We start from the raw sequence: 22,530 nt of genomic DNA on the forward strand, positions 1-22,530 counted from the left end.
ATAAAACTCGTTGTTTAGTGCTTAGGTAAAGCACACGCTACCGTTGCTACTATGGAGCTGTTATCTGCTCGTCTGTTGGTAAAATGATAATATCAATTACCGGCATAAATGTCAATACATTTTGCCTGTATTTATATTATTTTTAGAAAATATTACTATACGATCAAATTAGTCACTATTTTCTGTCTTTTTTATGCAAATTGAATGTAATTTTTATTCCATAATTTCTCTTCCGATTATTTTTCCTATTGTTCTTCTCATATTGTATTTCAGATTTTATTCATACTATATATTGTATAGTCTTATTGTCACCTTTGATGGATAATTGTAGTTGACAATACAAACAATTCATTTTATTCTGTATTTGTCACCCTTATGCCATACCTGTAAAGGGTGACAAATTTGGAATAATTGCTATATTTTTCAATCCTAAAAAAAACAACATCGAAAGAAGGACTCAAAAATGAATGAAGAAATTAACCCCAATGTTACTGCTCCAATCGAGACCAGAACTGCCTCATCAGTGAAAGATCTCTGTTTTATAGCTGTTTTTACCGCTATGATAAGCATTTTGTCACAGCTTTCCATCCCTATGCCCGCAGGCGTCCCCATGACCCTGCAAACACTGATAATTCCACTTGCCGGAATTGTACTTGGTAAAAAAAGAGGTACCTATTCCACCCTTTTGTATTTACTCATCGGAGCTGTAGGCGTACCTGTGTTTTCCGGTTTTAGCGGAGGTATAGGAGTACTGCTTAACCTTACCGGCGGTTTTTTGATATCATTTCCCATTTTATCCTTAACAGCAGGATTAGGCGATGAGCTGGGGCATAAGCTTGCAAAACGTACAAATTTTTCAAAAAAATTTCTTTATTACATTCCTCTTGTGCTATGTCTTGTAATTGGTGCTACAATAAACTATGTATTCGGAACCGTTTGGTTCATGCTTTCTTCGAAAAGCACCTTTATCGCAGGATTATCCGCTTGTGTACTGCCGTTTATTCCTACGTCCGTACTAAAAATAATTATCGTCACTGTTATCGGTCCCGAATTAAAGAAAAGACTTTCCACTATATTGCACTAATAAAAGAGGACCACTTATATGCCGGGCACAAAAGAAAAAGTACTTGATTATCTTGAAAATAATCGCGGGAAATTTTCCTCAGGAGAAGCTATCGCAAATGAGCTGAATATTTCAAGAAACAGTGTCTGGAAAGCAATTGAATCCCTGCGAAGAGACGGTTTTTTGATAGAAGCGTCTTCCCGCAGGGGTTATTTTTTATCAGAGCGTTCCGATAAACTGACACTATCAGGCATATCATCTCTTTTGAATGATGATATTGATCCTAATCTGATACAGATATTTGATTCCATAGATTCTACCAATAAAGCTGCAAAGCAGAAGGCTATTCAAGGCTGTCCTCACGGTTACACAGTTATTGCTCTTAAACAGACAAACGGCACAGGGAAAAGAAAAAGCAGTTTCACATCACCGGATGGCGGCATCTATATGAGCTTCGTTCTTAAACCTGAAGAATTACATATTTCAAACTCACAGCTTATAACCCCATTTACTGCTGTATCTATCTGCAAGGTTCTAGAAAAAGACGCATATCTGTCTCCATCAATAAAATGGATGAATGACATTTATCTAAGCGGCAAAAAAGTATGCGGTATTCTTGCAGAAATTAGTGCTGATTTTGACACCGGAGATATTCAGTACATAGTAATTGGAGTAGGTATATATTTTAATAATGACGAAAAGTGTTTCCCTGCAGATCAAAAAGAAAGAATCGGAGCTGTATTTAAGCGAGGCGAAGAATCTATTACAAAAAATGAGTTTGTTGCAGGATTAATCAATGAATTATTGTCCAATAACACAAAAGACGACAGTGAAATTTTATCAGAATACCGCAGTCGTCTGAACATGCTTTCAAAAGATATAACAGTAATTTCCGGGGCAGATACCTACAAAGCTAAAGCTCTTGATGTTGATGAAAACGCTAAACTCATTGTTGAACTTCCGGATAAAACAAAAAAAGTTCTGTTTTCCGAAATAATTTGCTGATCAGAGCTTGTCATATATAGCTCTGAAAATATCAAAAAGCTCCAACGACAATTTTCTATCGTTGAAGCTTTCTTTTTTATTTTGCTCTTTGCATCATTTCTCTTAAATTATCCGGTGTGAAGGAATATGCTTTTCCGCAGAAATGGCATTTTATTTCCACGTCCTCACCATCTTTGGCAAGGTTATCCAATTCCTTTTTTCCGAGAAGAACAAGTGCCCTCTCGACTCTGTCCCTGTCACATCCACAGTGATATTTCACAGGCATATTGGCAGTGATTTCGTAATCAAAACCTGAGAGCACCATCTCCAAAAGATTTTCAGGTGTATTACCCTCTTTCAAAATATCCGTGACAGATTTCATTCCCTGAATATTGCTCTCCAGTTTGCTGATTACTTCCTCTGTAGCTCCGGGCATAAGCTGTACAATAAAGCCTCCTGCCTCCATTATGGAAAAATCATTCTTAACCAGAACCCCAAGTCCTACAGATGAAGGAATCTGCTCAGACTCTACAAAGTAACAGGTAAGATCGTCAGCAATTTCTCCGGACAAAAGTTGAATGGTACCGACATATGGATCTTTAAGTCCAAGATCTCTGGTAACTGTAAGCGTACCGTTTCCAACAGCACCGCCAACATTGAGATGGCCACCTTCATTATTCGGAAGTGCTACCTCATTATTCCTGACGTACCCCTTTACTTCTCCTCTGTTATTGACTGTTGCAAGAAGTCCTCCGATAGGACCGTCGCCATCAATTGTGATAGTGAGCGCATCCTTTTCATTTTTTAACATATCGCCCATCATAAGTGCGCCACTCATAAGTCTTCCTAGTGCAGCACTGCAAATAGGGGTTAAATTATGTATCTTTCTGGCCTCTTCAACCAGATCTCTCGATGTAATTGCAAAGGCTCTTATCTGCGCATCTGCAGCTGTTGCCCTTATCATGTAGTCTTTATATCCCATGTAGTCTCCTAAGTCAGTTTTATAGCTCCTTAAAAACGATAGTTTTATCCGAACTATACACAGATAGTGCCTCGCTAATTGCTAAATGTTCTCATCAGGCAAGTGTTGCTGTAATGATCGCCATAGAATAAACCTCTATAGCATTGCAGCCTCTTGAAAGGTCATTAATCTGAGCATTAAGTCCAAGAAGAATAGGACCATATGCTTCAAAGTTGCCCATACGCTGAGCAATCTTGTAGCCAAGGTTACCGGCATCAATATTAGGGAAAATAAAAGTATTTGCGTGTCCTGCAACCGGTGAATCCGGAGTCTTAACTCTGGCAACCTTCGGTGATACGGCTGCATCAAACTGAAGCTCTCCATCAATAGGAATGTTAGGATATTTCTCCTGAGCTTTCTTTGTAGCATTCTGCATCTTGGTTACTGAAGGGCTCTTAGCTGATCCCTTTGTTGAGAATGAAAGGAAAGCAACCTTAGGATCAACACCGAATGCCTTAGCACACTCAACTGTCTCACCGCAAATCTCAACAAGCTCATCCTCTGTAGGGTCAATGTTTATAGCACAATCACCCATTGCAATGACTTCGTTATCCCCAATAGCTGAAGGACGAACAAGAATAAAGCATGAAGATACCACGCTATTACCGGGCTTCGTCTTAATAATCTGAAGTGCAGGCCGAACTGTGTCAGCTGTTGAATACGTAGCACCTCCAAGAAGGCAATCTGCCTTCTTCATTTTAACAAGCATAGTTCCGAAATAATTTGACTGAGAAAGAATAACACGTGCCTGCTCAGGTGTCATTCCCTTGCTCTTACGAAGCTCGACAAACTCATCTACCATGGATTCAAAATCATCATAATTAGTGGGGTCGATTATTTCAGCACCTCTTATATTATATCCCTCATTCTCTGCAACCTTATTGATCACATTAGGGTTACCAAGAAGTATAGGCTTCAAAAAATTCCCTGCAAGAAGTCTTGATGCAGCCTCTAAAATTCTGGGGTCTTCACCCTCTGTAAACACAATAGTCTTCGGATTAGCTTTAAGCTTGGAAATCATTTCTCCAAAACCGTACATTTTTTATTCCTCCTAAATTATGAATTGATTAACCTGAATAGGTTATAAAAACTGTGATAAAATATTTTACAAATATCAAAATATTGACTGTGCCTAAAAATTATATACCCAAAGCATAAATTTACTCAAGAATAGATAAAAAAATATCAAACTGACAACAAAAAACGCTACTATTGAGATCTCTCAACAGTAGCATTTTTAAATTCTATTATGTCTTTAATACAATAATATAACTACATTTGGCTGTATACAAAGCAGGATTTATCAATCGGGAAGATCAATATGCTTTCCGTCTCTATGCATCGAGAACTGATCCATTGGATAGTTCTTAAGATTCTCAAGCACTTTTCTTCCATCAGCTTTTGCAAGAAGGCTGGCTCTAGCTTTTGTTATTTCTGTTTCCGTCTTATGCTTTGAAGGGCCGCCAACACAACCGCCAGGACATACCATTCCTTCGATGAAGTCATCAGGGAATTTGTTCATCTTAAGAAGTGTCAAAGCCTTCTTACACTCAATACCTCCGGCTGCACGATGAAGTTTAAGATCTCCTATATCCTGGCCTCTCTCCTGCATACATTCGATAACAGCATTAGCAACGCCACCGCTTGTAGCAAAACGTTTACCCCAGATGGAAGACTCCTGATACTCATCTTCTACAGGCTCGAACTCAACGTCCTTAGATCTCATAAGAGCTCTGAGTTCTCCGTAGGTTACAACATAATCTGCATTATCCGGAACATCAGGGTCCTGAGCCTCTGATTTCTTAGCTATGCAAGGTCCAACAAATACAGTAACGCACCCGGGATGAGTCACCTTTAAGTATCTTGAAATAGCACACATAGGTGATACTGTGGATGACATATTATTCTCAAACTGCTCAGGGAAATGTTTCTTAAGCATATTGATAAATGCAGGGCAGCATGATGTTGTCATCTTCTTTCCTTCAGCATAAGCTTCTGCCCATTCCTTGGACTCATATGCAGCAGTCATATCTCCACCAAGTCCAACCTCAACCATGTCAGCAAATCCAACTTTAACAAGTGCTTTCTTAACAGAAGCCATTGTGATGTTCTCACCAAACTGTCCTTCTGTTGCAGGAGCACACATAGCGATAACTTCTTTGCCTGACTTGATAGCATCGATAATCTGAACAAGATAGGTCTTTGAACCTATAGCACCAAAGGGACAATTATGGATGCAATGTCCGCACTGGATGCACTTACTCTCATCTATCTTGCAATAGCCATATTCATCATATGTAATTGCTCCGACAGGACAAGCCTTATGACAGGGACGCTCAAGATGAACAATTGCGCCGTAAGGACATGCCTTTGCACACATTCCGCATTCTTTACATTTAGCGGGATCTATATGCATCTTCATATCACCGGGATGAATAGCATCAAATTTACATGAGTTAAGGCAGGCCTTTCCGATACAAAAACGGCAGTTATCTGTTACAGAAAAAGCAGATATTGGACATTCATCACATGCGGGATCGATTACCTGTACAACATTATCAGATTCTTTGTTGTAGGTTGTGCTTTGTCCGCATGCAAGACGAATTCTCTGACGTACAATCTCGCGTTCCTTATAAACGCAGCATCTGTACTCCGGCTTCGGGCCCGGAGCCATCTCGTACGTAAGCTCGTCCTTGTGCTCCTCATTTAGTTCGCCTTTCCATGCAAGACGGCAAACTTCTTCCATAATCTTGTGTTTAAAACTTACCAGTCCTTTGTCGTTTGTTACCATTGAAATCTCCCAATTCTAATAAAACTATTAACAATTACATATATAAACCTTTTCACCCTCCCGGGATACAAAGGAATTTTACAATTCTATCCGTCTGCAGAAGTCAAGTCCTTCCAAATCATGTGAGGTTAGAAGAAGCGGATTTCGACCCTGTTTTTCACGAATGTACTCAATTGCCTTAAGTCTGTTTTCAATATCCAGACCTGTAAAAGGCTCATCCATTATAAGCATATCCGACGGTATCGAGCATGCTCTAACAATGGCTACTCTCCTCTTCATTCCTCCGGAAAGCTGTGATACCGGTTTGTCGATCGCATCCTCCGGTAAAAGTCTCAGAAGCTCTTGTCTTACTACCTTAACCGAATTCTTTCGACCTACCATCACCACATTCTGAACTGCGGAAAAATCTTCACAAAGCCTGTTTTCCTGAAATACTACTCCGGCATTCAAGTATGGATATTTATAATCCCCCATAAAATGCACTCTGCCGCTATCAGGTTCCTCAAGGCTTAGAAGAATTCTTATCAATGTAGTCTTGCCACTACCTGACTCTCCTGTTATCACATAAGAGTGATCATCCTCTATGCCGAGATTAAAATCCTTTAAAACATTCAGATTTCCGTAAGATTTACAGATATTTTCAAGATCAATTGTCATTCTGTGCCTCCTTACAGATATTTTTGTCTTTATCAGAAGCACCGGGAACAAAAATCTTTCTGCCAAGTCTGATCAATAAATAAAATACCTTCTCTGTCAGCCATGATGCCAATACTATTGCAAAAGTCCATGCAAACACCTCAGCTGTATCAAGGTTAATCTTGGATCTGTATAATCCATTTCCCATAGTAAGCAGCGGCTGCCCTATTACCTCTGCCGCTGCGCCGCTCTTAAATCCCATTCCTACTGCAGTAGAAAACGCACCGAGATACGAAGGAATAAGCGCCGGAATATAAATAAACCTTATCTTATTCGATGCCGGCATCCTGTAAACATGAGCCATTTCAAGAAGCTTAATATCAGCAGCTGTAAGCCCTCCTATCGTAGCCAGATAAATAATAGGAAAAACCACAAGAGTTACTATTACCGTAGAAAGATTATCACTTCCTATCCATATTAAAACAAGAACAACAAAGCTTGCAACAGGAACCGATTTAATTACTGTAACTATTGGTGATAAAAATTCTCCGATAATTTTTACCTTTAATGATAAAGCCCCAAGTATTATTCCTAAAACCGCACCAAATATTATTCCCAATGCAATATGTGCCACGGATGTTATTACTGATGCCGTAAAATCAGGAGTCTTTGCCATATTTATTAGAGCTGCAGCTGATTCTAAAGGACCTGCCAGAAGTATTTTATTGTGGATGATAAGGGCTGCAAGCTGCCATACAATAATCCAGCAAACAGCAATGCCAATTTTTTTTACTGTCTTCAAATCAAATCCCCCACAAAAGATTTATGTTCAAATATCAGTCAAATGTATAGAAATCATCCTCAGGAAGTTTTCCACCTACAGACTTGGGATCACTGTCAAAAAGAACCTGAAGATAACCTGAAAGCGCTGTTTTTGCTTCATCTCCGATAATACAAACAATATTGCACTCAGGCATCGCCTTTTTTGCTATCTCAGCTTTTTCAATAATTCCGTATTCAGCAACAAGTGCTGCAGTTCCATCAAGATCGGATGATGCTTTATCTGTACTTGCCTGATGCTCTGAAATAAATGTATTTACAGCATCAGTATTATCCTTAAGGAAATCATTTCTTACTATTGTAACGCCTGTAAGAAGTTTTGAATCGTCAGAAACAGCATCCCACTCATCTGTAAGACTAAAAGCAACGGAAAGTGCTTCATTTTTAGCTGTTGCAACTGCAACAAAAGGCTGAGGAAGAATTGCAATCTTAGAAGCATCCTCCTGAAGAAGCGCTGCAATCTCTGTTGCCTCTGATTTAAATTCGATTGTGCAATCTGTAACTTCATTTTTCTCTAACAGATATCTGAGAACATATTCAGGAGAAGCCCCCTGTCCTGTTGTAACAACTGTTTTACCTGCAAGATCCTTAACGCTCTTAACGTTCTCATCACCGGTCAAACAATACAAAACACCAAGAGTATTAATATCGACAAGGCTTACTCCGCCTTCAGTTTTATTGTAAAGAACGGCTGCCATATTTGCAGGAACAAGCGCTATATCAATATTGCCTGCAACCATGCCTGCCATTAGTTCATCGGGTTGTGTAGCCATTGTAAACTCATATGAGCCCTTGGACTCACCATTCTCGGAAGCCTTCATAAGATTTACAAGTCCCATAGTTGTGGGTCCTTTGAGAGATCCAACTCTGATAACAGATGAATCAGCAACAGACTCATCGTTTTCTTCATTCGTAGCTGATTCTTCTACGTTTTCTTTATCATCAGCTGTCTTATCTTCAGCAGATTCTGTGCTATCGGATTCAATCTGAGTTTCTTCCTGTACCTCTTCCTGAACCTGTGCTGAATCAGCGTTATTATTACCACATCCGGTCAAAGCTGTTACTCCAAGTACAAAAGCACTTGTGATAGCTAAAAATTTCTTCATAAACTTCTCCTTCATCACTTATTCAATTTTATTTCATACGCAAAACGCTAATATTATATCATATATCATGATATACTCTCAATGTATTTTAATAAAAATTTAATTTGACGAAAATGCGCTTATTTGCTATTTTATTATAGGTAAAAGGGAGTAGTTGTCATGCATATGCATGTAGCATTTATCCGTCAATACGGGAAGATGATTCCCCGGATGTGTCGTAATTAACGAGACTTTTACTGCATGTATCTGCAGTATTTGTCTCTTTTTTATTGCGGTTTATCATGCACGGCACTTTACTTAACCCAAATTCCTTGTATCTTTTTACCCAAAAGAAATAATGGAATTCAAACCACTTCGAAAGGAACAAAACATGAAAACTCTTGCAATCATCTTATTTGTAGCCATGTACATTGGCTTAATCGTTTTTCCCAAAAAGCGTGCTTACATAGCGCTTGGTGTAGCAGCAATTTATATTGTTACGGGAATTCTTCCATACAACACGGTTCTTTCTGTTGTTGACTGGAATGTCCTGTTAATGATTTTCGGAACATTGCTGCTTGTGGATTATTTTATCGAATCAAAAATGCCAAATCTTATTGCCGACCATCTTCTCGACCTGGCGCCCAATGTAATGTGGGTAACTATTTACATGTCGCTGTTCTCAGGCCTTATTTCCGCCTTTATAGACAATGTTGCCACACTCCTTATGGTTGCACCTGTCGGTCTTGCTATTTGTAAAAAATTAAAGATCAATCCTGTTCCTATGATCATATCAATTGCAGTATCATCAAATCTCCAGGGTGCAGCCACTCTTGTCGGTGACACAACCTCTATCATGCTTGGTGCTTATGCAAAAATGGACTTCAATGATTTCTTCTGGATGAACGGAAGACCCGGTATTTTCTTTGCGGTCGAGCTCGGTGCACTTCTTACTGTTCCGATCATGATGATACTCTTCAGGAAAGACAAAGAGCCTGTTTCCGCAACAGAAAAAACAGTAGTAAAGGATTATGTTCCTACAATTATGATGATAGCTCACGTCGTACTTCTTATGGGAGCTTCATTCATTCCCGATAAGCCGGAGATTACAAACGGTATGATTTGTCTTATCTGCTCACTTATAGGAATTGTTTGGGAATACTTCAAGGATCACGATACGGAACGTATCAAAAAAGTTGTTAAAAACCTTGACTATGACACAGTTCTCCTTCTTACCGGTCTTTTCATGGTAATAGGAGGAATTACTCATATGGGTCTTGTTGATGACCTTGCAGCCCTTATTGTAAAGGCAGGCGGAAATAATCTGTTTGTACTTTTCACTATCGTTGTTTGGGGATCTGTACTTATCTCCGCATTCATCGATAATATTCCTTATGTAGCAACAATGCTCCCTGTTCTTCAGGGCGTTACAGCATCACTTGGCATTGCTCCATACCTGCTTTACTTTGGACTTCTCTGCGGAGCAACACTTGGTGGAAACATAACTCCTGTAGGAGCAAGCTGCAATATAGCAGGTGTTGGTATGCTCAGGAAAGAAGGCTACGAAGTAAGCTTTAAAGATTTCACAAGGATAGGTATTCCTTTCACACTTGCTGCCGTTATCGGTGCTTACGTATTTTTGTGGGTACTTTGGAGATAAATTAAAATAAAATCCATAAAGCTGAAAGAGTCTGTGAAAATTTCTTATTTTCACAGACTCTTTTTTAAATCAATTCAAAATGTTCCATAGCTTTCCATATGCCATCATCATCAAGAGATGCCGTTATATAGTCAGCATAGTCCGAAAGATCATGATAAGTATCTCCCATTCCTACGCCTACTCCGGCGGCTAAGAGCATTTCCTTATCATTTATACTGTCTCCGAAAGCAAAAGTATTACTAATATCTTCGCCAAGGAGTTCGCATACTTTTTCTATTCCAAAGCCCTTGTCAAATCCTTTGGGAACCATCTCTACCACTCTGTCGGAATGAATCATATAATCGTATAAGTCACTCAGTTTTTCAAAACATTCATCCCTTTTTTCAGTGGGAACCTCTGTTGCGCAGGACAGCTTCTGTATTTCCCACTTACCCCAGCATTCATCAATTCCTCTGAGGCGATCTCCCATCTCTGCCATGACCTTTTCTCCATACATGTCTCCTTCAAATTCGGAACGTTCCATATAGAGATGCCCGGGTCCTTCCAGAATGGCTTTAAATCCAAAGCTTCTGACAGTTTCAATTGTTCTTACAGCGTCATCGACCGGAATAAGACGATTATAGACTACCTCTCCACCATACTCGATCATTGTTCCGCATGCTGAAACAATTCCGTCAAAGCCAATTCCAAGAAGCTCTTTGTTCGTTACAAAGGCTCTTGCCCTGCCAGTATTAATGAAGCATTTATGTCCATTTTTCCTGGCAGCGCGAATAGCCTCTATTGTTTTTTCATTTATTTCGTTTTTGTAATTCCAAAGAGTTCCGTCAATATCAAAAAATAAAATCATTAAATCGTTACTTTCTTAAAGGACTTTTTGCCTCTCTTAACCATTACTCCGTCACCGGCAAATGTATCCTTAGTGTAGGTAGTCTTGAAATCTGTTACTTTTTCATCAGCGAAGGTAACTCCTCCCTGCTGAACCGCTCTTCTCGCCTCACTTCTTGTAGGGCAAAGGCCTGTAGAAACAAGAACCTGAAGAATGTCAATGACGCCATCTCTGAAATCCTCTTCCTTAAGAGCAACAGCAGGAACGTTTGAAAGATCGCCGCCACCTGCAAAGAGTGCTTTTGCTCCATCCTGAGCCTTCTTTGCCTCTTCATTTCCATGAACAAGACTTGTAAGCTCGAATGCAAGGATTTCCTTTTTCTCATTGATTCTGGAATCGTCCCATTTCTCCATCTCTTCAATTTCCTCAATCGGAATGAAGGTAAGCATCTTCAAACATTTATCAACATCAGCATCTCCAACGTTTCTCCAGTACTGATAGAAATCATATGGTGATGTCTTCTCGGGATCAAGCCATACAGCATTGCCTGCGGTTTTACCCATCTTATTGCCTTGAGAATCTGTAAGCAGAGTAATTGTCATTGCGTGTGCATCCTTACCAAGCTTTCTTCTGATAAGTTCTGTACCGCCAAGCATGTTACTCCACTGATCATCACCGCCGAATTCAAGGTTGCAGTTATATTTTTGGAACATGTAATAGAAATCATATGACTGCATGATCATGTAGTTAAATTCAAGGAAGCTAAGGCCCTTCTCCATACGCTGCTTATAGCACTCTGCACGAAGCATATTATTAACTGAAAAGCATGCCCCAACCTCTCTCAAAAGCTCAATATAGTTAAGGTTCATAAGCCAGTCTGCGTTGTTTACCATCATAGCCTTGCCTTCGGAAAAATCAATAAATTTCTCCATCTGCTTTTTGAAGCATTCAGCATTATGATCGATGTCTTCTCTTGTAAGCATCTTTCTCATATCGCTTCTTCCGGAAGGATCACCGATCATTGTTGTGCCGCCACCGATAAGTGCGATGGGCTTATTCCCTGCCTCCTGTAATCTCTTCATTAGAGTAAGAGCCATGAAATGTCCTGCTGTCAGGCTGTCTGCTGTACAGTCAAAGCCAATATAAAATGTTGCTTTTCCTGTATTTACGAGTTCTCTTATCTGCTCTTCGTCTGTTACCTGAGCAATAAGTCCTCTTCTCTTAAGTTCTTCATAAATCTGCATGTTACACCTCCGTTTTTTGCAGAAGATAAAAAAAATCCATCTTCCGCAATCTGTAATTGATTACGAAGGACGGAGTCTAATCCGTGTTACCACCTTCATTTACATACAGTTCACACTGTATGCCTCAGCAAGTACTTTAGGAAAATTCCTATTATACTCTTCCGACTGACGCCTCGGTTCTCGTCGCGGCTTACTAGATGCAAAATCATTTTTCCGCGAAGCTCCGGGAGGTATTCGTTTGTAGCCCTCTTCCGCGCCTCTCACCAAACGGCTGCTCTCTGTGGTCGGTACTAAAAACTACTTATTCCCTTCAAAGCCTTTACGTATTTATTATCAATATTTTTTTATTTATGTCAAGGAAAATCCCTGCAACCTATAGTTTAAAAAGGTGCAGGGATCAGTCATCTTATCATAGAAAAAAACTATTAAATTCTTGTCCAGATTGAAAGATTCTTCATCTTTTTCTTGAAGAATACAGAGCTTGTAATCGGTGAGCTTCCTGATGTGAAGTTTGTTCTCTTTGTGCTGTAAACAGATACTTCCTTAGCTGTTCCTGCTACACCAACAAGGATATTGCCTTCATTTGCAGGGGGATAATAAACTGTAACATCCTGAGTCCATGTTGTAAGGCAGGGATAAGTTACTCTGAAGTGGTCTGCTGTCTGACGATAAGTAGTTCTCTTTGTATTATATCCCTGTGAGATTGATGCAGCATAAGCTTTACCAACCATGTTAGTGCTGTTGAAAGCACAACCTGTCTCTGCGTCAAGAACAGCGATGCAGAAATTGTTGTTTGCAGTCTTATACTTACTTGCCTTGTACATTTTTACAGTATTCTGCTTAATCTTATTAAGAGTTGCCTTAGGAAGTGTGCATCTTACAACAACATTTGCTTTCTTAGCCGGATAGTAACTACTTCCGTATCTGAAAGCTCCATCTTCCTTTGTGATTGACTCAAATTTAACATTGATCTTCTGATAGCCGATTCCGGGGAAATAGCTCTTGATTGTATGTGTTTTTCCCTGAACTCCGTTTGTGTTAAGCTGGCTGGGTGAATAAGCCTTTGCTGTTTGAGGTACTGCTGCAAATGTAATAGCAATAGCAAGAGCTGTACCTAACAATGTTTTTAAAATTCTTCTCTTTTCCATACTTTTCCTCTTTCCTCTTTTGAAACATAAAAAACGTGCGTTTTATATAATAACATAAAATTACAAAAAAAGTAATAAAAAATGCAATTATATTTCAACGCACGTAATATAGTTAGTTTTTTTAATGTTTTTTACCAGCCTTGCAGATCGTTTTCATCCTTTTTTTCTCTGCACATAAGATCACCTACCGCATCCCCTGCACTCTTGTGATTAAAAAGTACTTCATTAACCTGCTCAACAATAGGCATCTCTACTTCAAATTTTCTTGCAAGAGCAAGGGCTGCAGCAGCACTGTTAACACCCTCCACCACCATATTCACTTCTTTGGTAGCTTCTTCTACAGTTTTCCCCTGCCCTATCAATATTCCGGCCTTTCTGTTTCTGGAATGCATGGAAGCACAGGTCACAACAAGGTCTCCAATACCCGAAAGTCCCGAGAAGGTCTCATAATCACCTCCCATAGCAGCTCCAAGCCTGGACATCTCCGCTATTCCCCTTGTAATAAGTGCAGCCTTGGCATTATCTCCAAATCCCAATCCGTCACATACTCCCGCGGCAAGAGCTATTACATTTTTCAGTGCTGCTCCAATCTCGATTCCAAGCATGTCAGGGCTGGTATATACACGAAAAGTATCTGCCATGAAAGCATTCTGTACCATTTTTGCCGTTTCCTTTGAAAAGGCACTTACAACAATACTGGTTGGAAGATTCTTCCCTACTTCTTCAGCATGCGAAGGTCCGGAAAGAACTGCAACATCACTTCCCGGAAGCTCATCCAAGATCACATCTGACATGAGCATGAGTGTTTCAGACTCTATTCCCTTTGAACAATTAACAATTATCTGATGTCTCTCATCCTCTGATGCAAGATAAGGCTTCATCTTCTGACATACTTCACGAACAGCTGTCGAAGGAACAGTCAGTACTATCATATCCTTATCCTTTAACGCTGTTTCCATATTATCGGTAATTTTAATACTGCCATCAAGAATCACTCCGGGAAGCTTATCCTTATCTTCTCTGTTGTCACGAAGTTTTTCTGCGGAGTTTCTGCTTCTGGCCCAAATGGTCACATCTGCTCCGTTTTTCCACAGTCTAAAGGCAAGCGCAATTCCCCAGCTTCCGGAGCCTATGACTGCAATATTGTTGTTTTCCAAAATTTTCTCCCTCTCTTAGTTAGTCAACTTTATTTTTTTTCCAAATATATGTCTTTCTCTCTTCACCTTTGATAAGTTTTGAAATATTAGTCCTATGCTGATAAAAAGCCAGCGCTGTCATAGCAAAAGCAATTATATACATCTCGGTAAGATAAGCCTGAGGCATTCCTAAAATCCCAAGCTGACCTTCAACAATCAGCTGAATAAAAAATACCGCATACAGGCAAAGAGATCCAAGTGATACAAAATGAGTAATATTGAACGGTATAAGAAAAGCCAGCAATGATCCGATAACAAAAGTCAGTTTGAATGCCACAATATAACCGAAAGTGCAGGCTATACCTTTTCCGCCTCTGAAATTAGTATAAAAAGGAAAATCATGTCCGAGTACGCAGCCTGCTGCTGTGTAAATTTTGAGGAGATACTGCATGTCATAATAGCCATCCCCCAGCATGTTCTTACAGATAATTGATGAAAGAACCACTGCTGCTATACATTTTAGCATATCTCCGAAAAGCACGGTAAATCCTGCTTTTGCTCCAAGAACGCGCAGTGTGTTGGTTGTACCGGCATTTCCGCTTCCCACATTTCTAATATCAACCCCCTTCATCTTACAGTAAATAACTGCAGTCTGAATAAGGCCAAAGACGTAGCCAATTAATAAACATAAAACTCTTGCGATCATACTCTCCTCTTCCCGGTTTTCTCACTTTAGTCAGCTCTTATTATTTTTTATCCTTGTCGCTATTTCTCTCACGTATTATAAATCTCAGCGGCGTTCCTTTAAATCCAAAAGAGCCTCTTATCTGATTTTCAATATATCTGGTATATGAGAAATGCATAAGCTTTTTATCATTTACAAATATAACAAAGGTTGGCGGCTTAACCGAAGCCTGTGTAATGTAATAAAGTTTAAGCATCTTTCCTTTGTCTGACGGGGGCTGCTGCATTACAACTGCCTGCATCATTATTTCATTAAGCACACCTGTCGCAACTCTCATTGCATGATTTTCACTTACAGCATCAATCATGTCATAGAGTTTAACAAGTCTCTGGCCTGTTTCCGCGGAAATAAAGATTATTTCCGCATAAGGCATGAAAGAAAGTGTATCTCTCACATCCTTAGTAAATTCATTTACTGTTTTATTGTCTTTTTCTATAAGATCCCATTTATTTACAGCAATGATAATTCCTTTCCCACGGTCATGGGCTATTCCGGCAATCTTCGCATCCTGTTCGGTAACACCTTCATCTGCATTTATTACTATCACAGCCACATCCGCGCGCTCAACTGCGGTAACGGTACGAAGTATCATGAACTCTTCAAGCTTTTCCTTAACCTTATTCTTTCTTCGAAGTCCGGCTGTATCAATAAAGGTATATTTCTTACCATTGTACTTAACTTCTGTATCTATGGCATCTCTTGTTGTTCCAGCTACATCGGAAACAATAAGTCTGTTTTCTCCGCAGAGTCTGTTAATAATGGAGCTCTTACCAACATTAGGCTTTCCTATTACAGCAACTCTTATAGAGTCATCTTCAATCTCTTCACCATCAGAAGCAGTAAAGTTCTTTGTAACCTCTTCAAGAAGGTCTCCTATTCCCTGCTTATTAGCCGCACTGATGGGGAAAGGTTCTCCGATGCCGAGATTATAAAACTCATATACATCCAGTGAATCGCGCTTAAAGCTGTCAACCTTATTGACACAGAGAACAACCGGTTTTCTTGATTTTCTGAGCATATCTGCAACCTGAGAATCCGCATCTGTAAGTCCCTGCTTTACATCACACATAAAAATAATGACATCGGCAGTCTCAATCGCTATCTCAGCCTGATCTCTCATCTGTGAAAGAATTGTATCATTGGTATCAGGTTCAATACCGCCCGTATCAACTAGTGTAAAATTATAATTCAGCCATTCCACATCCTGATATATCCTGTCACGTGTAACGCCCGGTGTATCTTCAACTATTGATATATTCTTTCCTGCTACTGCATTAAAAAGAGTACTTTTTCCTACATTAGGTCTTCCGACAACTGCAACTATGTTCTTTCTCTTCATATATTACCATCCTGTTCAAAAATAAGCCCCCTGATAAAATTCATACCTCCATTCCTGATAATGCGTACCTTTACACCGAGTTCTCGCTCAATATCCGATATATGAACATCATCAAGAAGATAATCTTCACCTGCACGAAGGACATTTTGAGGAAGAGCAAGCGCATCTCCGAGGTGTTGTCCTTTTAGCTGGTCAATTATATCACGTCCCGTGAGCAATCCTGTAACAGTAATTCTCTCCCCAAAGAAATTATTGGTAATCTCATGAACGTGTACTTTCAAACCGGGAATTGCCTCCATTAGTTTGTCAGCCATACTGCATATAAAAGGATAGATCAGCTTACCGCTTGCTGTCGAAACCTCTCCCTTTATATCCTTAATATCAATTCCGTCAATACCGTTTTTCTTAATATCTTCGAGAGCCGTATCAAATTCATCAAGTAAAAGCCTTACCATTCCGACTCCGTTTTCAAGCTGACCGTAATCATCATAAACATCCGCATCAGGTATAGGAAGCTCTGCTATCATATACCATTCATCAGATGCATGTACAAAATGATCGCCATACTCTTCAAAGGATTTCTCCTGCCAGAATTCAATTTCTCTTAGTACCTCTCTGGCGTCCTCTTTTTCGAAAGGTTCCAGGGGATACAACCCTTCTCTGTATTTGGATAATCCAACAGGAACAACAGATACACTTTTCAGATTCGGTCTGTAATTATACAGGTCCGTAAGCGATCTGTGAAGCTCAGCTTTGTCATTTACGCCTTTACATAAAACTATCTGACCGTTTAATTCTATTCCCGAATCCTTCTCACAAAGTCTTTCAACTTTTTTCAAGGCTTCACCTGCAAAGCGGTTGTTTAACATTTTACAGCGAAGTTCGGGATTGGTTGTCTGAAATGATACGTTAATCGGCGACAAATGATATTTAAGGATACGGTCTATGTCCTTATCACTCATATTGGTGAGCGTAACATAGTTTCCCTGCAAAAACGATAATCTTGCATCGTCATCCTTAAAATAGAGGGTATCCCGCATACCGGGAGGCATCTGATCTATGAAACAGAAAATGCATTTATTACAGCAGGATCTGTAATCATCCATAAGGCCGTTATCAAATTCAATTCCAATATCCTCATCATAGTACTTCTCAATTTCAAGCTCCCACTCTTCACCGTTTGGCTTTTGTATCAAAAGCGTAAGCTCTTCATCCTGCACCATGTACTGGTAATCAAAAATATCCTCTATGGTTTTATCGTTTATTGCAAGCAAACGATCCCCGGCTGCAATTTCCATTTCATCGGCAATGCTTCCGGGTTCAACTTTTTTAATTAAATGTCCGTTATTATTCATAATAGAGATTGTACCACACTTTCCCTGAGTTAGATACTATACGTTATCATATGTTCTGTCTTGACGTTTCAGTATAAGATACAATAAGATAGTAGCGTAAAAAATCAATATTTCAAATATGTTAGGAGATAAAATGCCTGATTTTCATAAGTTAGATTCTTCCATGCCTGTTGCTCCGCTTGCCTTAATGGTTATGGAATCCGCAAGTGGTCTTGGCGAACTGGTAAATTCACACCTTGTTTCATTCAGACATGACATGCATGATACTCCCGGTAATGACCCGGCTTTTCAGGGATATGTCAAGGATGATTACAGAGTAAAGTACACAAACCCACGCTTCGGAAGCGGCGAGGGCAAAGCTCAGATCTGCGAGTCTGTACGCGGTAAGGATGTTTTCATCATTACTGATGTCATGAATCACAGCATGACCTACAAAATGTTCGGCCATGACAATTACTACTCTCCCGATGATCACTATCAGGATTTAAAAAGAGTAATTGCCGCCATTACAGGAAAAGCCAAACGAGTAAATATCATCATGCCTTTTCTTTACGAAGGAAGGCAGCATAACAAAAACAGCCGTGAATCACTTGATGCAGCTGTTATGTTCTCAGAGCTTTACAAAATGGGAATTAGTAACTTCCTCACTTTTGATGCACACGATCCCAGAATTTCAAACGCAGCACCGATTTCCGGTTTTGACAACTTCATGGCATCTCCTCAGTTCATGAAGGCTCTGATTTCAGAAATTGATGATCTTACGGTTGATAAAGAGCATCTTACAGTTATAAGTCCAGATGAGGGCGCACTTGACAGAGCTGTTTACTTTGCCAACGTTCTTAATGTTGATACAGGTATGTTCTACAAGAGACGTGATTACAGCAAAGTCGTTAACGGATCCAACCCCATTGTAGCTCATGAATACCTTGGTTCTTCCATTGATGGTAAGGATGTAATCATTATTGACGATATGATTTCTTCCGGCTCAAGTATGATAGATACTTCACGCCAGCTTAAGAAAAAGGGTGCAAAGCGTGTATTTATCTGTACAACCTTCGGCCTTTTCACAAATGGAATTGAGGTTTTTGATGAAGGCTATGAAAAGGGAGATTTTGATGCACTTATAACCACTAATCTCATTTATCAGAACCCTGAATTTATTAAGAGAGAATATTATCATGTAGCTGATATGAGTAAGTTCCTTGCAACGATAATTGATTTCATGAATCATGACAATTCGCTTAGTAATGTAATAACACCTACCGAAAAGCTGCACAGCATTCTTGAAAAATACAACTCACGTACGGCAAAAACCGAGGACCTGTTTGATTAACAGGCCCCCGGTCTTTTTTTACTTATCCGTACATTTTTTATTGTTCTACATCTGCTGTTTCGGAAGCAGGATTTCCGTTACTGAATTTTCCAGTTTCAAAAGAAACATTTACCTTAAACAAATCACCATCCAGAATAATCTCAAACTGCCCTCCCATTGCTATTGTCAGGCTCTTTGCAATAGAAAGGCCAAGGCCGGATCCTTCTGTACTTCTTGATATATCTCCTCGGATAAATCTCTCTGTAAGCTCATCAGCATTTATGTTCAGCTCATTTCTGGAAATATTCTTTACTGAGAATACTGCCCTGTGCGGTCCGTCTTCAGGTTTCACAACCACCAGATCCATGTAAACTCTGGTATTAGGCAATGCGTATTTACAAACATTATTGAGCAGATTTTCGATAACTCTGTATAGCTGTCTTGCATCTGCATGAATAAATACGTCATACTTCTCACACTTAAGTATCGGTACCAGATCAAAGCTGTCAAATTTCTCAAAAAACTCTCCCAGTATCTGATTTACAAATTCAGCAAAATTGAATTCTTCAATATTTAGCGTGATATTTCCCGATGATATTTTAGATGCTTCCACAAGGTCATCCGTAAGCTGTCTAAGTCTTTGTGACTTGTTGTCCAGTACCCTTATATATTCGCTCACCTTTGGATCTTCTATATTTTCTCTTTTTAAAAGATCCACATAATTGATGATTGAAGTAAGCGGTGTCTTTATATCATGAGATACATTCGTTATCAGATCAGCTTTAAGCTTCTCATCTCTCATACTTCTGTTGACAGCAGCTTCAACTGAATCTGATATATTGTTCAGCTCTTCACCAAGGTACACATTTGCACCATGAAGCTTGTTGACATCAACCTTAACGTCAAGCTCACCATTACTAATTCTACGAAGTGCATCCAGAATCATGAACTTATCTTTGTTAAGGTTAAAAATATACAGTGCAACGGCTATATCAAGCACAACCGCTATTATAATGCCAAGGATATGGAATCTGATTATCAGGTAGAACTGTAATACAATAGAAATAGAATAAGGCACTATAGTTCTTACAAAAAGATTCTGCTTAAGTGTCATTTTGGCAAAAAGTTTTTTGACCATTTCAAGACTCATCCTAAGCAGAGACGTCTTGTACAAAAAGCCTGATTTCGCACGCCTTATGACACTAAATACCGCATAAGCAGCCGCATTATTTGCCAGGAATGTAAGTCCTCCTGCAAGTGCTGCCATATTAAAGGTATTGTTATAAATCGTAGCATAATTGTTTCTTGCAAACTGGAAGAATCCAAATAAGATTCCTATTATTATCGCTGAAAATAATATGACTATTTCTATAGGAATTACATCTATTTTTTCAATACCGCCTACTGTTCCGTCTGAATACTCAATCCTTCCTTCATAAAGACTGAGATGAACAAAAACAATTACGTATGCAATAGCAAAAAAAGCTATTATCATATGAAGCTGTTTATAATATGGCATATATCGGCTAAAAGCTTCTTTACCTATTTTGAAATCATCATTATTTGAGGTCTTATTTACATCAACCGCAAAATAAAACTTCATCTGATCCGGATATGCATACTGATAATTACCAAGTATTTTGCGCAGATCATCTTCATTGATTTTTGTATTTGTTGAGTATTCAATATCATAGGGACAGTAATAAATGTATCTTCCGTAGGATTTAAAAACATCCTTCAGATTCAAGCCTGTAGTACTGCCCTTTAACGATTCAACATTAGTATAAACTTCTGTTCTGGCATTTATTGTTCTAGTAATATAATACCTGAAATTTGATTTATAGAATGAATATTCATCTTTATAATCAGCGTACCTGTCATAACAGGATGCCATTGTAGAAGCGGCCTCTGTTATGTTTGCACACAGTTCATTATATTCATCCCAGCGGGAAACAATTTCTTCAATATTTTCATGATAAATAGTCTGATATCTGGGTATAAGGACCGTATGCGATCCTCCCCCGTCAACATCAGCCTCTTTAATGTTGGTTCTTACCATATTATTGTCGAGCTGAGAATTCAAAAAACTGTTCATACCACCTTCCGCATTATTCTTCATAAGGTGAGTATAGACGGTAGTCGATGCAAGAAAATCCTTACTTTCTTTTGTAGAGAAATTCATATCCTCATACTCAAAGCCGTTCTGAGACCATTTAATGAGATTTGAAACCGGATAAACAGCTGTTATGTAGTCCGACTGAAGAATTGTGTTCCTGTTTATAAAAGCAGTGACATCAACACTTTTATTGCCATTGTACTCTCCGAAAGTTTCAAAAAGAGTCTGGTAAGCAGACAGTTCAACTACACTCTTAAGATTATTCATAAGGATCTCATTAAACAGGCTGGAATCAGCATATTCCTCACCGCTGTCCTCATTCTGGAGGTTATATACTACGCCGTTAGTGCCTACAAATGAAGATCCTATATAAATATAAAACATCAATGCCGCTACTATCGCTATGCATATATGCTGAAATATTCTTAATACGTACCTGCTGATCCAAGACATAGTTTTATGCCTGAAAATTTTGTCAAACATACTTAATCCTCGGTATCAATTTTGTATCCAACGCCCCAAACAACCTTCAGGTACTTAGGATTTTTGGGATCAATCTCAATTTTTTCCCTGATATGTCTGATATGAACAGCAACAGTATTATCAACCGATACAGCATTCTCATTCCATATGTTTTCATATATCTGATTGATGGAAAATACTTTTCCTTTATTTTTAAGAAGAAACATCAGTATATTGTATTCTATTTTTGTAAGCTTTACTTCTTCGCCGTCAACTGTTACAGACTTGGAATTATCATTGAGCACAAGACCTCCTGCCTTGAAAACATATTCATCATCCGCATCCTTATTATCAGCATTACCAAGCTGCGTGTATCTTCTAAGGTTCGACTTGACTCTTGCTACAAGTTCAAGCGGATTAAAGGGTTTTGTAACATAATCATCAGCGCCGATATTAAGTCCGAGTATTTTATCCGCATCTTCGGATTTAGCAGACAAGATAATTATCGGGATTGAACTGTGCTCTCGAATTTTCATGGTGCACTGTATTCCATCCATAATCGGCATCATAATATCAATTATCGCTGCATGAATCTCATTATTCTGAACAATATCAAGTGCCTCTAAGCCGTTATATGCCTTAAACACATTGATACCTTCCTGCTTTAAATATATTTCAATAGCTTCAACTATCTCTTTGTCATCATCACAAACCAGTACGTTTTGCACTTAAAAAACCTCCTATGTAAACGATAGTTTCCAAACGCT

19 protein-coding genes and 1 other annotated feature are annotated in these 22,530 nt (G+C 39.0%); of the genes, 4 read left to right on the forward strand and 15 right to left on the reverse strand.

The features are described from left to right. Positions 1 to 463 precede the first annotated feature (463 nt). Together BV60_RS0110955 and BV60_RS0110960 are read left to right on the forward strand one after the other, a co-directional pair. A complete protein-coding gene (locus tag BV60_RS0110955; protein ID WP_081846654.1) occupies positions 464 to 1,084 on the forward strand; it encodes a biotin transporter BioY in 621 nt (206 codons plus the stop codon). Between the two features lie 18 nt (positions 1,085 to 1,102). Beyond that, positions 1,103 to 2,068, forward strand: a complete 966-nt coding sequence (locus BV60_RS0110960; RefSeq protein ID WP_051656671.1) for a biotin--[acetyl-CoA-carboxylase] ligase — start codon at positions 1,103 to 1,105, stop codon at positions 2,066 to 2,068. Positions 2,069 to 2,144: 76 nt separating this feature from the next. Here the strand turns inward: BV60_RS0110960 and hslO are convergent, their stop codons facing one another. The 6 genes from hslO to BV60_RS0110990 form a co-directional block, all read right to left on the reverse strand. Beyond that, the gene (hslO, locus tag BV60_RS0110965; RefSeq protein WP_029321749.1) at positions 2,145 to 3,029 is read right to left on the reverse strand and encodes an Hsp33 family molecular chaperone HslO; all 885 of its coding nucleotides are present in this window, start codon (positions 3,027 to 3,029) and stop codon (positions 2,145 to 2,147) included. 94 nt (positions 3,030 to 3,123) lie between these two features. Continuing rightward, positions 3,124 to 4,107 (reverse strand): phosphate acetyltransferase, encoded by a 984-nt coding sequence (gene pta, locus BV60_RS0110970; protein WP_029321751.1) that lies wholly within the window; start codon positions 4,105 to 4,107, stop codon positions 3,124 to 3,126. Positions 4,108 to 4,371: 264 nt separating this feature from the next. Then, positions 4,372 to 5,859, reverse strand: a complete 1,488-nt coding sequence (locus tag BV60_RS0110975; RefSeq protein WP_029321753.1) for a 4Fe-4S dicluster domain-containing protein — start codon at positions 5,857 to 5,859, stop codon at positions 4,372 to 4,374. A 78-nt stretch (positions 5,860 to 5,937) separates the two neighbouring features. After that, positions 5,938 to 6,516: an ABC transporter ATP-binding protein gene (locus tag BV60_RS0110980; protein ID WP_035777245.1), complete on the reverse strand. Its 579-nt coding sequence runs from the start codon at positions 6,514 to 6,516 to the stop codon at positions 5,938 to 5,940. After that, the gene (locus BV60_RS0110985) at positions 6,506 to 7,297 is read right to left on the reverse strand and encodes an ABC transporter permease (RefSeq protein WP_051656672.1); all 792 of its coding nucleotides are present in this window, start codon (positions 7,295 to 7,297) and stop codon (positions 6,506 to 6,508) included. The genes BV60_RS0110980 and BV60_RS0110985 overlap by 11 nt, the downstream gene beginning before the upstream one ends. 34 nt (positions 7,298 to 7,331) lie before the next feature. Continuing rightward, a complete protein-coding gene (locus BV60_RS0110990; RefSeq protein WP_029321760.1) occupies positions 7,332 to 8,441 on the reverse strand; it encodes an ABC transporter substrate-binding protein in 1,110 nt (369 codons plus the stop codon). A 337-nt stretch (positions 8,442 to 8,778) separates the two neighbouring features. Between BV60_RS0110990 and BV60_RS0110995 the strand changes: the two genes are divergently transcribed. Further along, positions 8,779 to 10,080, forward strand: coding sequence for an SLC13 family permease (locus BV60_RS0110995; RefSeq protein WP_242840972.1), 1,302 nt, complete (start codon positions 8,779 to 8,781; stop codon positions 10,078 to 10,080). Between the two features lie 64 nt (positions 10,081 to 10,144). Here BV60_RS0110995 and BV60_RS0111000 read toward each other — a convergent pair whose 3' ends face one another. The 7 genes from BV60_RS0111000 to BV60_RS0111030 all read right to left on the reverse strand — a co-directional run bounded on the left by BV60_RS0111000 (position 10,145) and on the right by BV60_RS0111030 (position 17,873). After that, a complete protein-coding gene (locus BV60_RS0111000; protein WP_029321763.1) occupies positions 10,145 to 10,927 on the reverse strand; it encodes an HAD-IIB family hydrolase in 783 nt (260 codons plus the stop codon). Continuing rightward, the gene (gene tyrS, locus BV60_RS0111005; protein ID WP_029321765.1) at positions 10,927 to 12,150 is read right to left on the reverse strand and encodes a tyrosine--tRNA ligase; all 1,224 of its coding nucleotides are present in this window, start codon (positions 12,148 to 12,150) and stop codon (positions 10,927 to 10,929) included. The genes BV60_RS0111000 and tyrS overlap by 1 nt, the downstream gene beginning before the upstream one ends. A gap of 62 nt (positions 12,151 to 12,212) precedes the next feature. Next, positions 12,213 to 12,473 (reverse strand) — a binding site (T-box leader). Positions 12,474 to 12,575: 102 nt separating this feature from the next. Beyond that, a complete protein-coding gene (locus tag BV60_RS0111010) occupies positions 12,576 to 13,298 on the reverse strand; it encodes a hypothetical protein (protein ID WP_029321767.1) in 723 nt (240 codons plus the stop codon). A 131-nt stretch (positions 13,299 to 13,429) separates the two neighbouring features. Continuing rightward, complete coding sequence (locus BV60_RS0111015; protein WP_197029550.1) at positions 13,430 to 14,455, reverse strand: NAD(P)H-dependent glycerol-3-phosphate dehydrogenase; 1,026 nt, start codon at positions 14,453 to 14,455, stop codon at positions 13,430 to 13,432. A gap of 19 nt (positions 14,456 to 14,474) precedes the next feature. After that, positions 14,475 to 15,140 (reverse strand): glycerol-3-phosphate 1-O-acyltransferase PlsY, encoded by a 666-nt coding sequence (plsY, locus tag BV60_RS0111020; protein WP_029321770.1) that lies wholly within the window; start codon positions 15,138 to 15,140, stop codon positions 14,475 to 14,477. 40 nt (positions 15,141 to 15,180) lie between these two features. Beyond that, positions 15,181 to 16,518 (reverse strand): ribosome biogenesis GTPase Der, encoded by a 1,338-nt coding sequence (gene der / locus BV60_RS0111025; RefSeq protein ID WP_029321771.1) that lies wholly within the window; start codon positions 16,516 to 16,518, stop codon positions 15,181 to 15,183. After that, complete coding sequence (locus BV60_RS0111030) at positions 16,515 to 17,873, reverse strand: DUF512 domain-containing protein (RefSeq protein ID WP_029321773.1); 1,359 nt, start codon at positions 17,871 to 17,873, stop codon at positions 16,515 to 16,517. Before BV60_RS0111030 ends, der begins: the two co-directional genes overlap by 4 nt. 133 nt (positions 17,874 to 18,006) lie before the next feature. On the opposite strand from BV60_RS0111030, the gene BV60_RS0111035 reads away from it, so the two are divergent. Then, complete coding sequence (locus BV60_RS0111035) at positions 18,007 to 19,206, forward strand: ribose-phosphate pyrophosphokinase (RefSeq protein ID WP_029321775.1); 1,200 nt, start codon at positions 18,007 to 18,009, stop codon at positions 19,204 to 19,206. A 37-nt stretch (positions 19,207 to 19,243) separates the two neighbouring features. Here BV60_RS0111035 and BV60_RS21975 read toward each other — a convergent pair whose 3' ends face one another. Together BV60_RS21975 and BV60_RS0111045 are read right to left on the reverse strand one after the other, a co-directional pair. Beyond that, positions 19,244 to 21,784, reverse strand: a complete 2,541-nt coding sequence (locus tag BV60_RS21975; protein ID WP_051656673.1) for a sensor histidine kinase — start codon at positions 21,782 to 21,784, stop codon at positions 19,244 to 19,246. 2 nt (positions 21,785 to 21,786) lie between these two features. After that, entirely contained in the window at positions 21,787 to 22,491 is a 705-nt protein-coding gene (locus BV60_RS0111045; protein WP_029321778.1) for a response regulator transcription factor, read from the reverse strand. Between the last annotated feature and the right edge of the window lie 39 nt (positions 22,492 to 22,530).

Origin of the sequence: Butyrivibrio sp. AE3004, assembly GCF_000703165.1 — a bacterium.
GTDB lineage: Bacteria > Bacillota > Clostridia > Lachnospirales > Lachnospiraceae > Butyrivibrio.

Excerpts from the sequence above, each read along its gene's own strand:
- BV60_RS0110955 (WP_081846654.1), top strand. The coding sequence starts at position 464 with ATGAATGAAGAAATTAACCCCAATGTTACTGCTCCAATCGAGACCAGA.
- BV60_RS0110960 (WP_051656671.1), top strand. The coding sequence starts at position 1,103 with ATGCCGGGCACAAAAGAAAAAGTACTTGATTATCTTGAAAATAATCGC.
- hslO (WP_029321749.1), bottom strand. The coding sequence starts at position 3,029 with ATGGGATATAAAGACTACATGATAAGGGCAACAGCTGCAGATGCGCAG.
- pta (WP_029321751.1), bottom strand. The coding sequence starts at position 4,107 with ATGTACGGTTTTGGAGAAATGATTTCCAAGCTTAAAGCTAATCCGAAG.
- BV60_RS0110975 (WP_029321753.1), bottom strand. The coding sequence starts at position 5,859 with ATGGTAACAAACGACAAAGGACTGGTAAGTTTTAAACACAAGATTATG.
- BV60_RS0110980 (WP_035777245.1), bottom strand. The coding sequence starts at position 6,516 with ATGACAATTGATCTTGAAAATATCTGTAAATCTTACGGAAATCTGAAT.
- BV60_RS0110990 (WP_029321760.1), bottom strand. The coding sequence starts at position 8,441 with ATGAAGAAATTTTTAGCTATCACAAGTGCTTTTGTACTTGGAGTAACA.
- BV60_RS0110995 (WP_242840972.1), top strand. The coding sequence starts at position 8,779 with ATGGAATTCAAACCACTTCGAAAGGAACAAAACATGAAAACTCTTGCA.
- BV60_RS0111000 (WP_029321763.1), bottom strand. The coding sequence starts at position 10,927 with ATGATTTTATTTTTTGATATTGACGGAACTCTTTGGAATTACAAAAAC.
- tyrS (WP_029321765.1), bottom strand. The coding sequence starts at position 12,150 with ATGCAGATTTATGAAGAACTTAAGAGAAGAGGACTTATTGCTCAGGTA.
- BV60_RS0111010 (WP_029321767.1), bottom strand. The coding sequence starts at position 13,298 with ATGGAAAAGAGAAGAATTTTAAAAACATTGTTAGGTACAGCTCTTGCT.
- plsY (WP_029321770.1), bottom strand. The coding sequence starts at position 15,140 with ATGATCGCAAGAGTTTTATGTTTATTAATTGGCTACGTCTTTGGCCTT.
- der (WP_029321771.1), bottom strand. The coding sequence starts at position 16,518 with ATGAAGAGAAAGAACATAGTTGCAGTTGTCGGAAGACCTAATGTAGGA.
- BV60_RS0111030 (WP_029321773.1), bottom strand. The coding sequence starts at position 17,873 with ATGAATAATAACGGACATTTAATTAAAAAAGTTGAACCCGGAAGCATT.
- BV60_RS0111035 (WP_029321775.1), top strand. The coding sequence starts at position 18,007 with ATGCCTGATTTTCATAAGTTAGATTCTTCCATGCCTGTTGCTCCGCTT.
- BV60_RS21975 (WP_051656673.1), bottom strand. The coding sequence starts at position 21,784 with ATGTTTGACAAAATTTTCAGGCATAAAACTATGTCTTGGATCAGCAGG.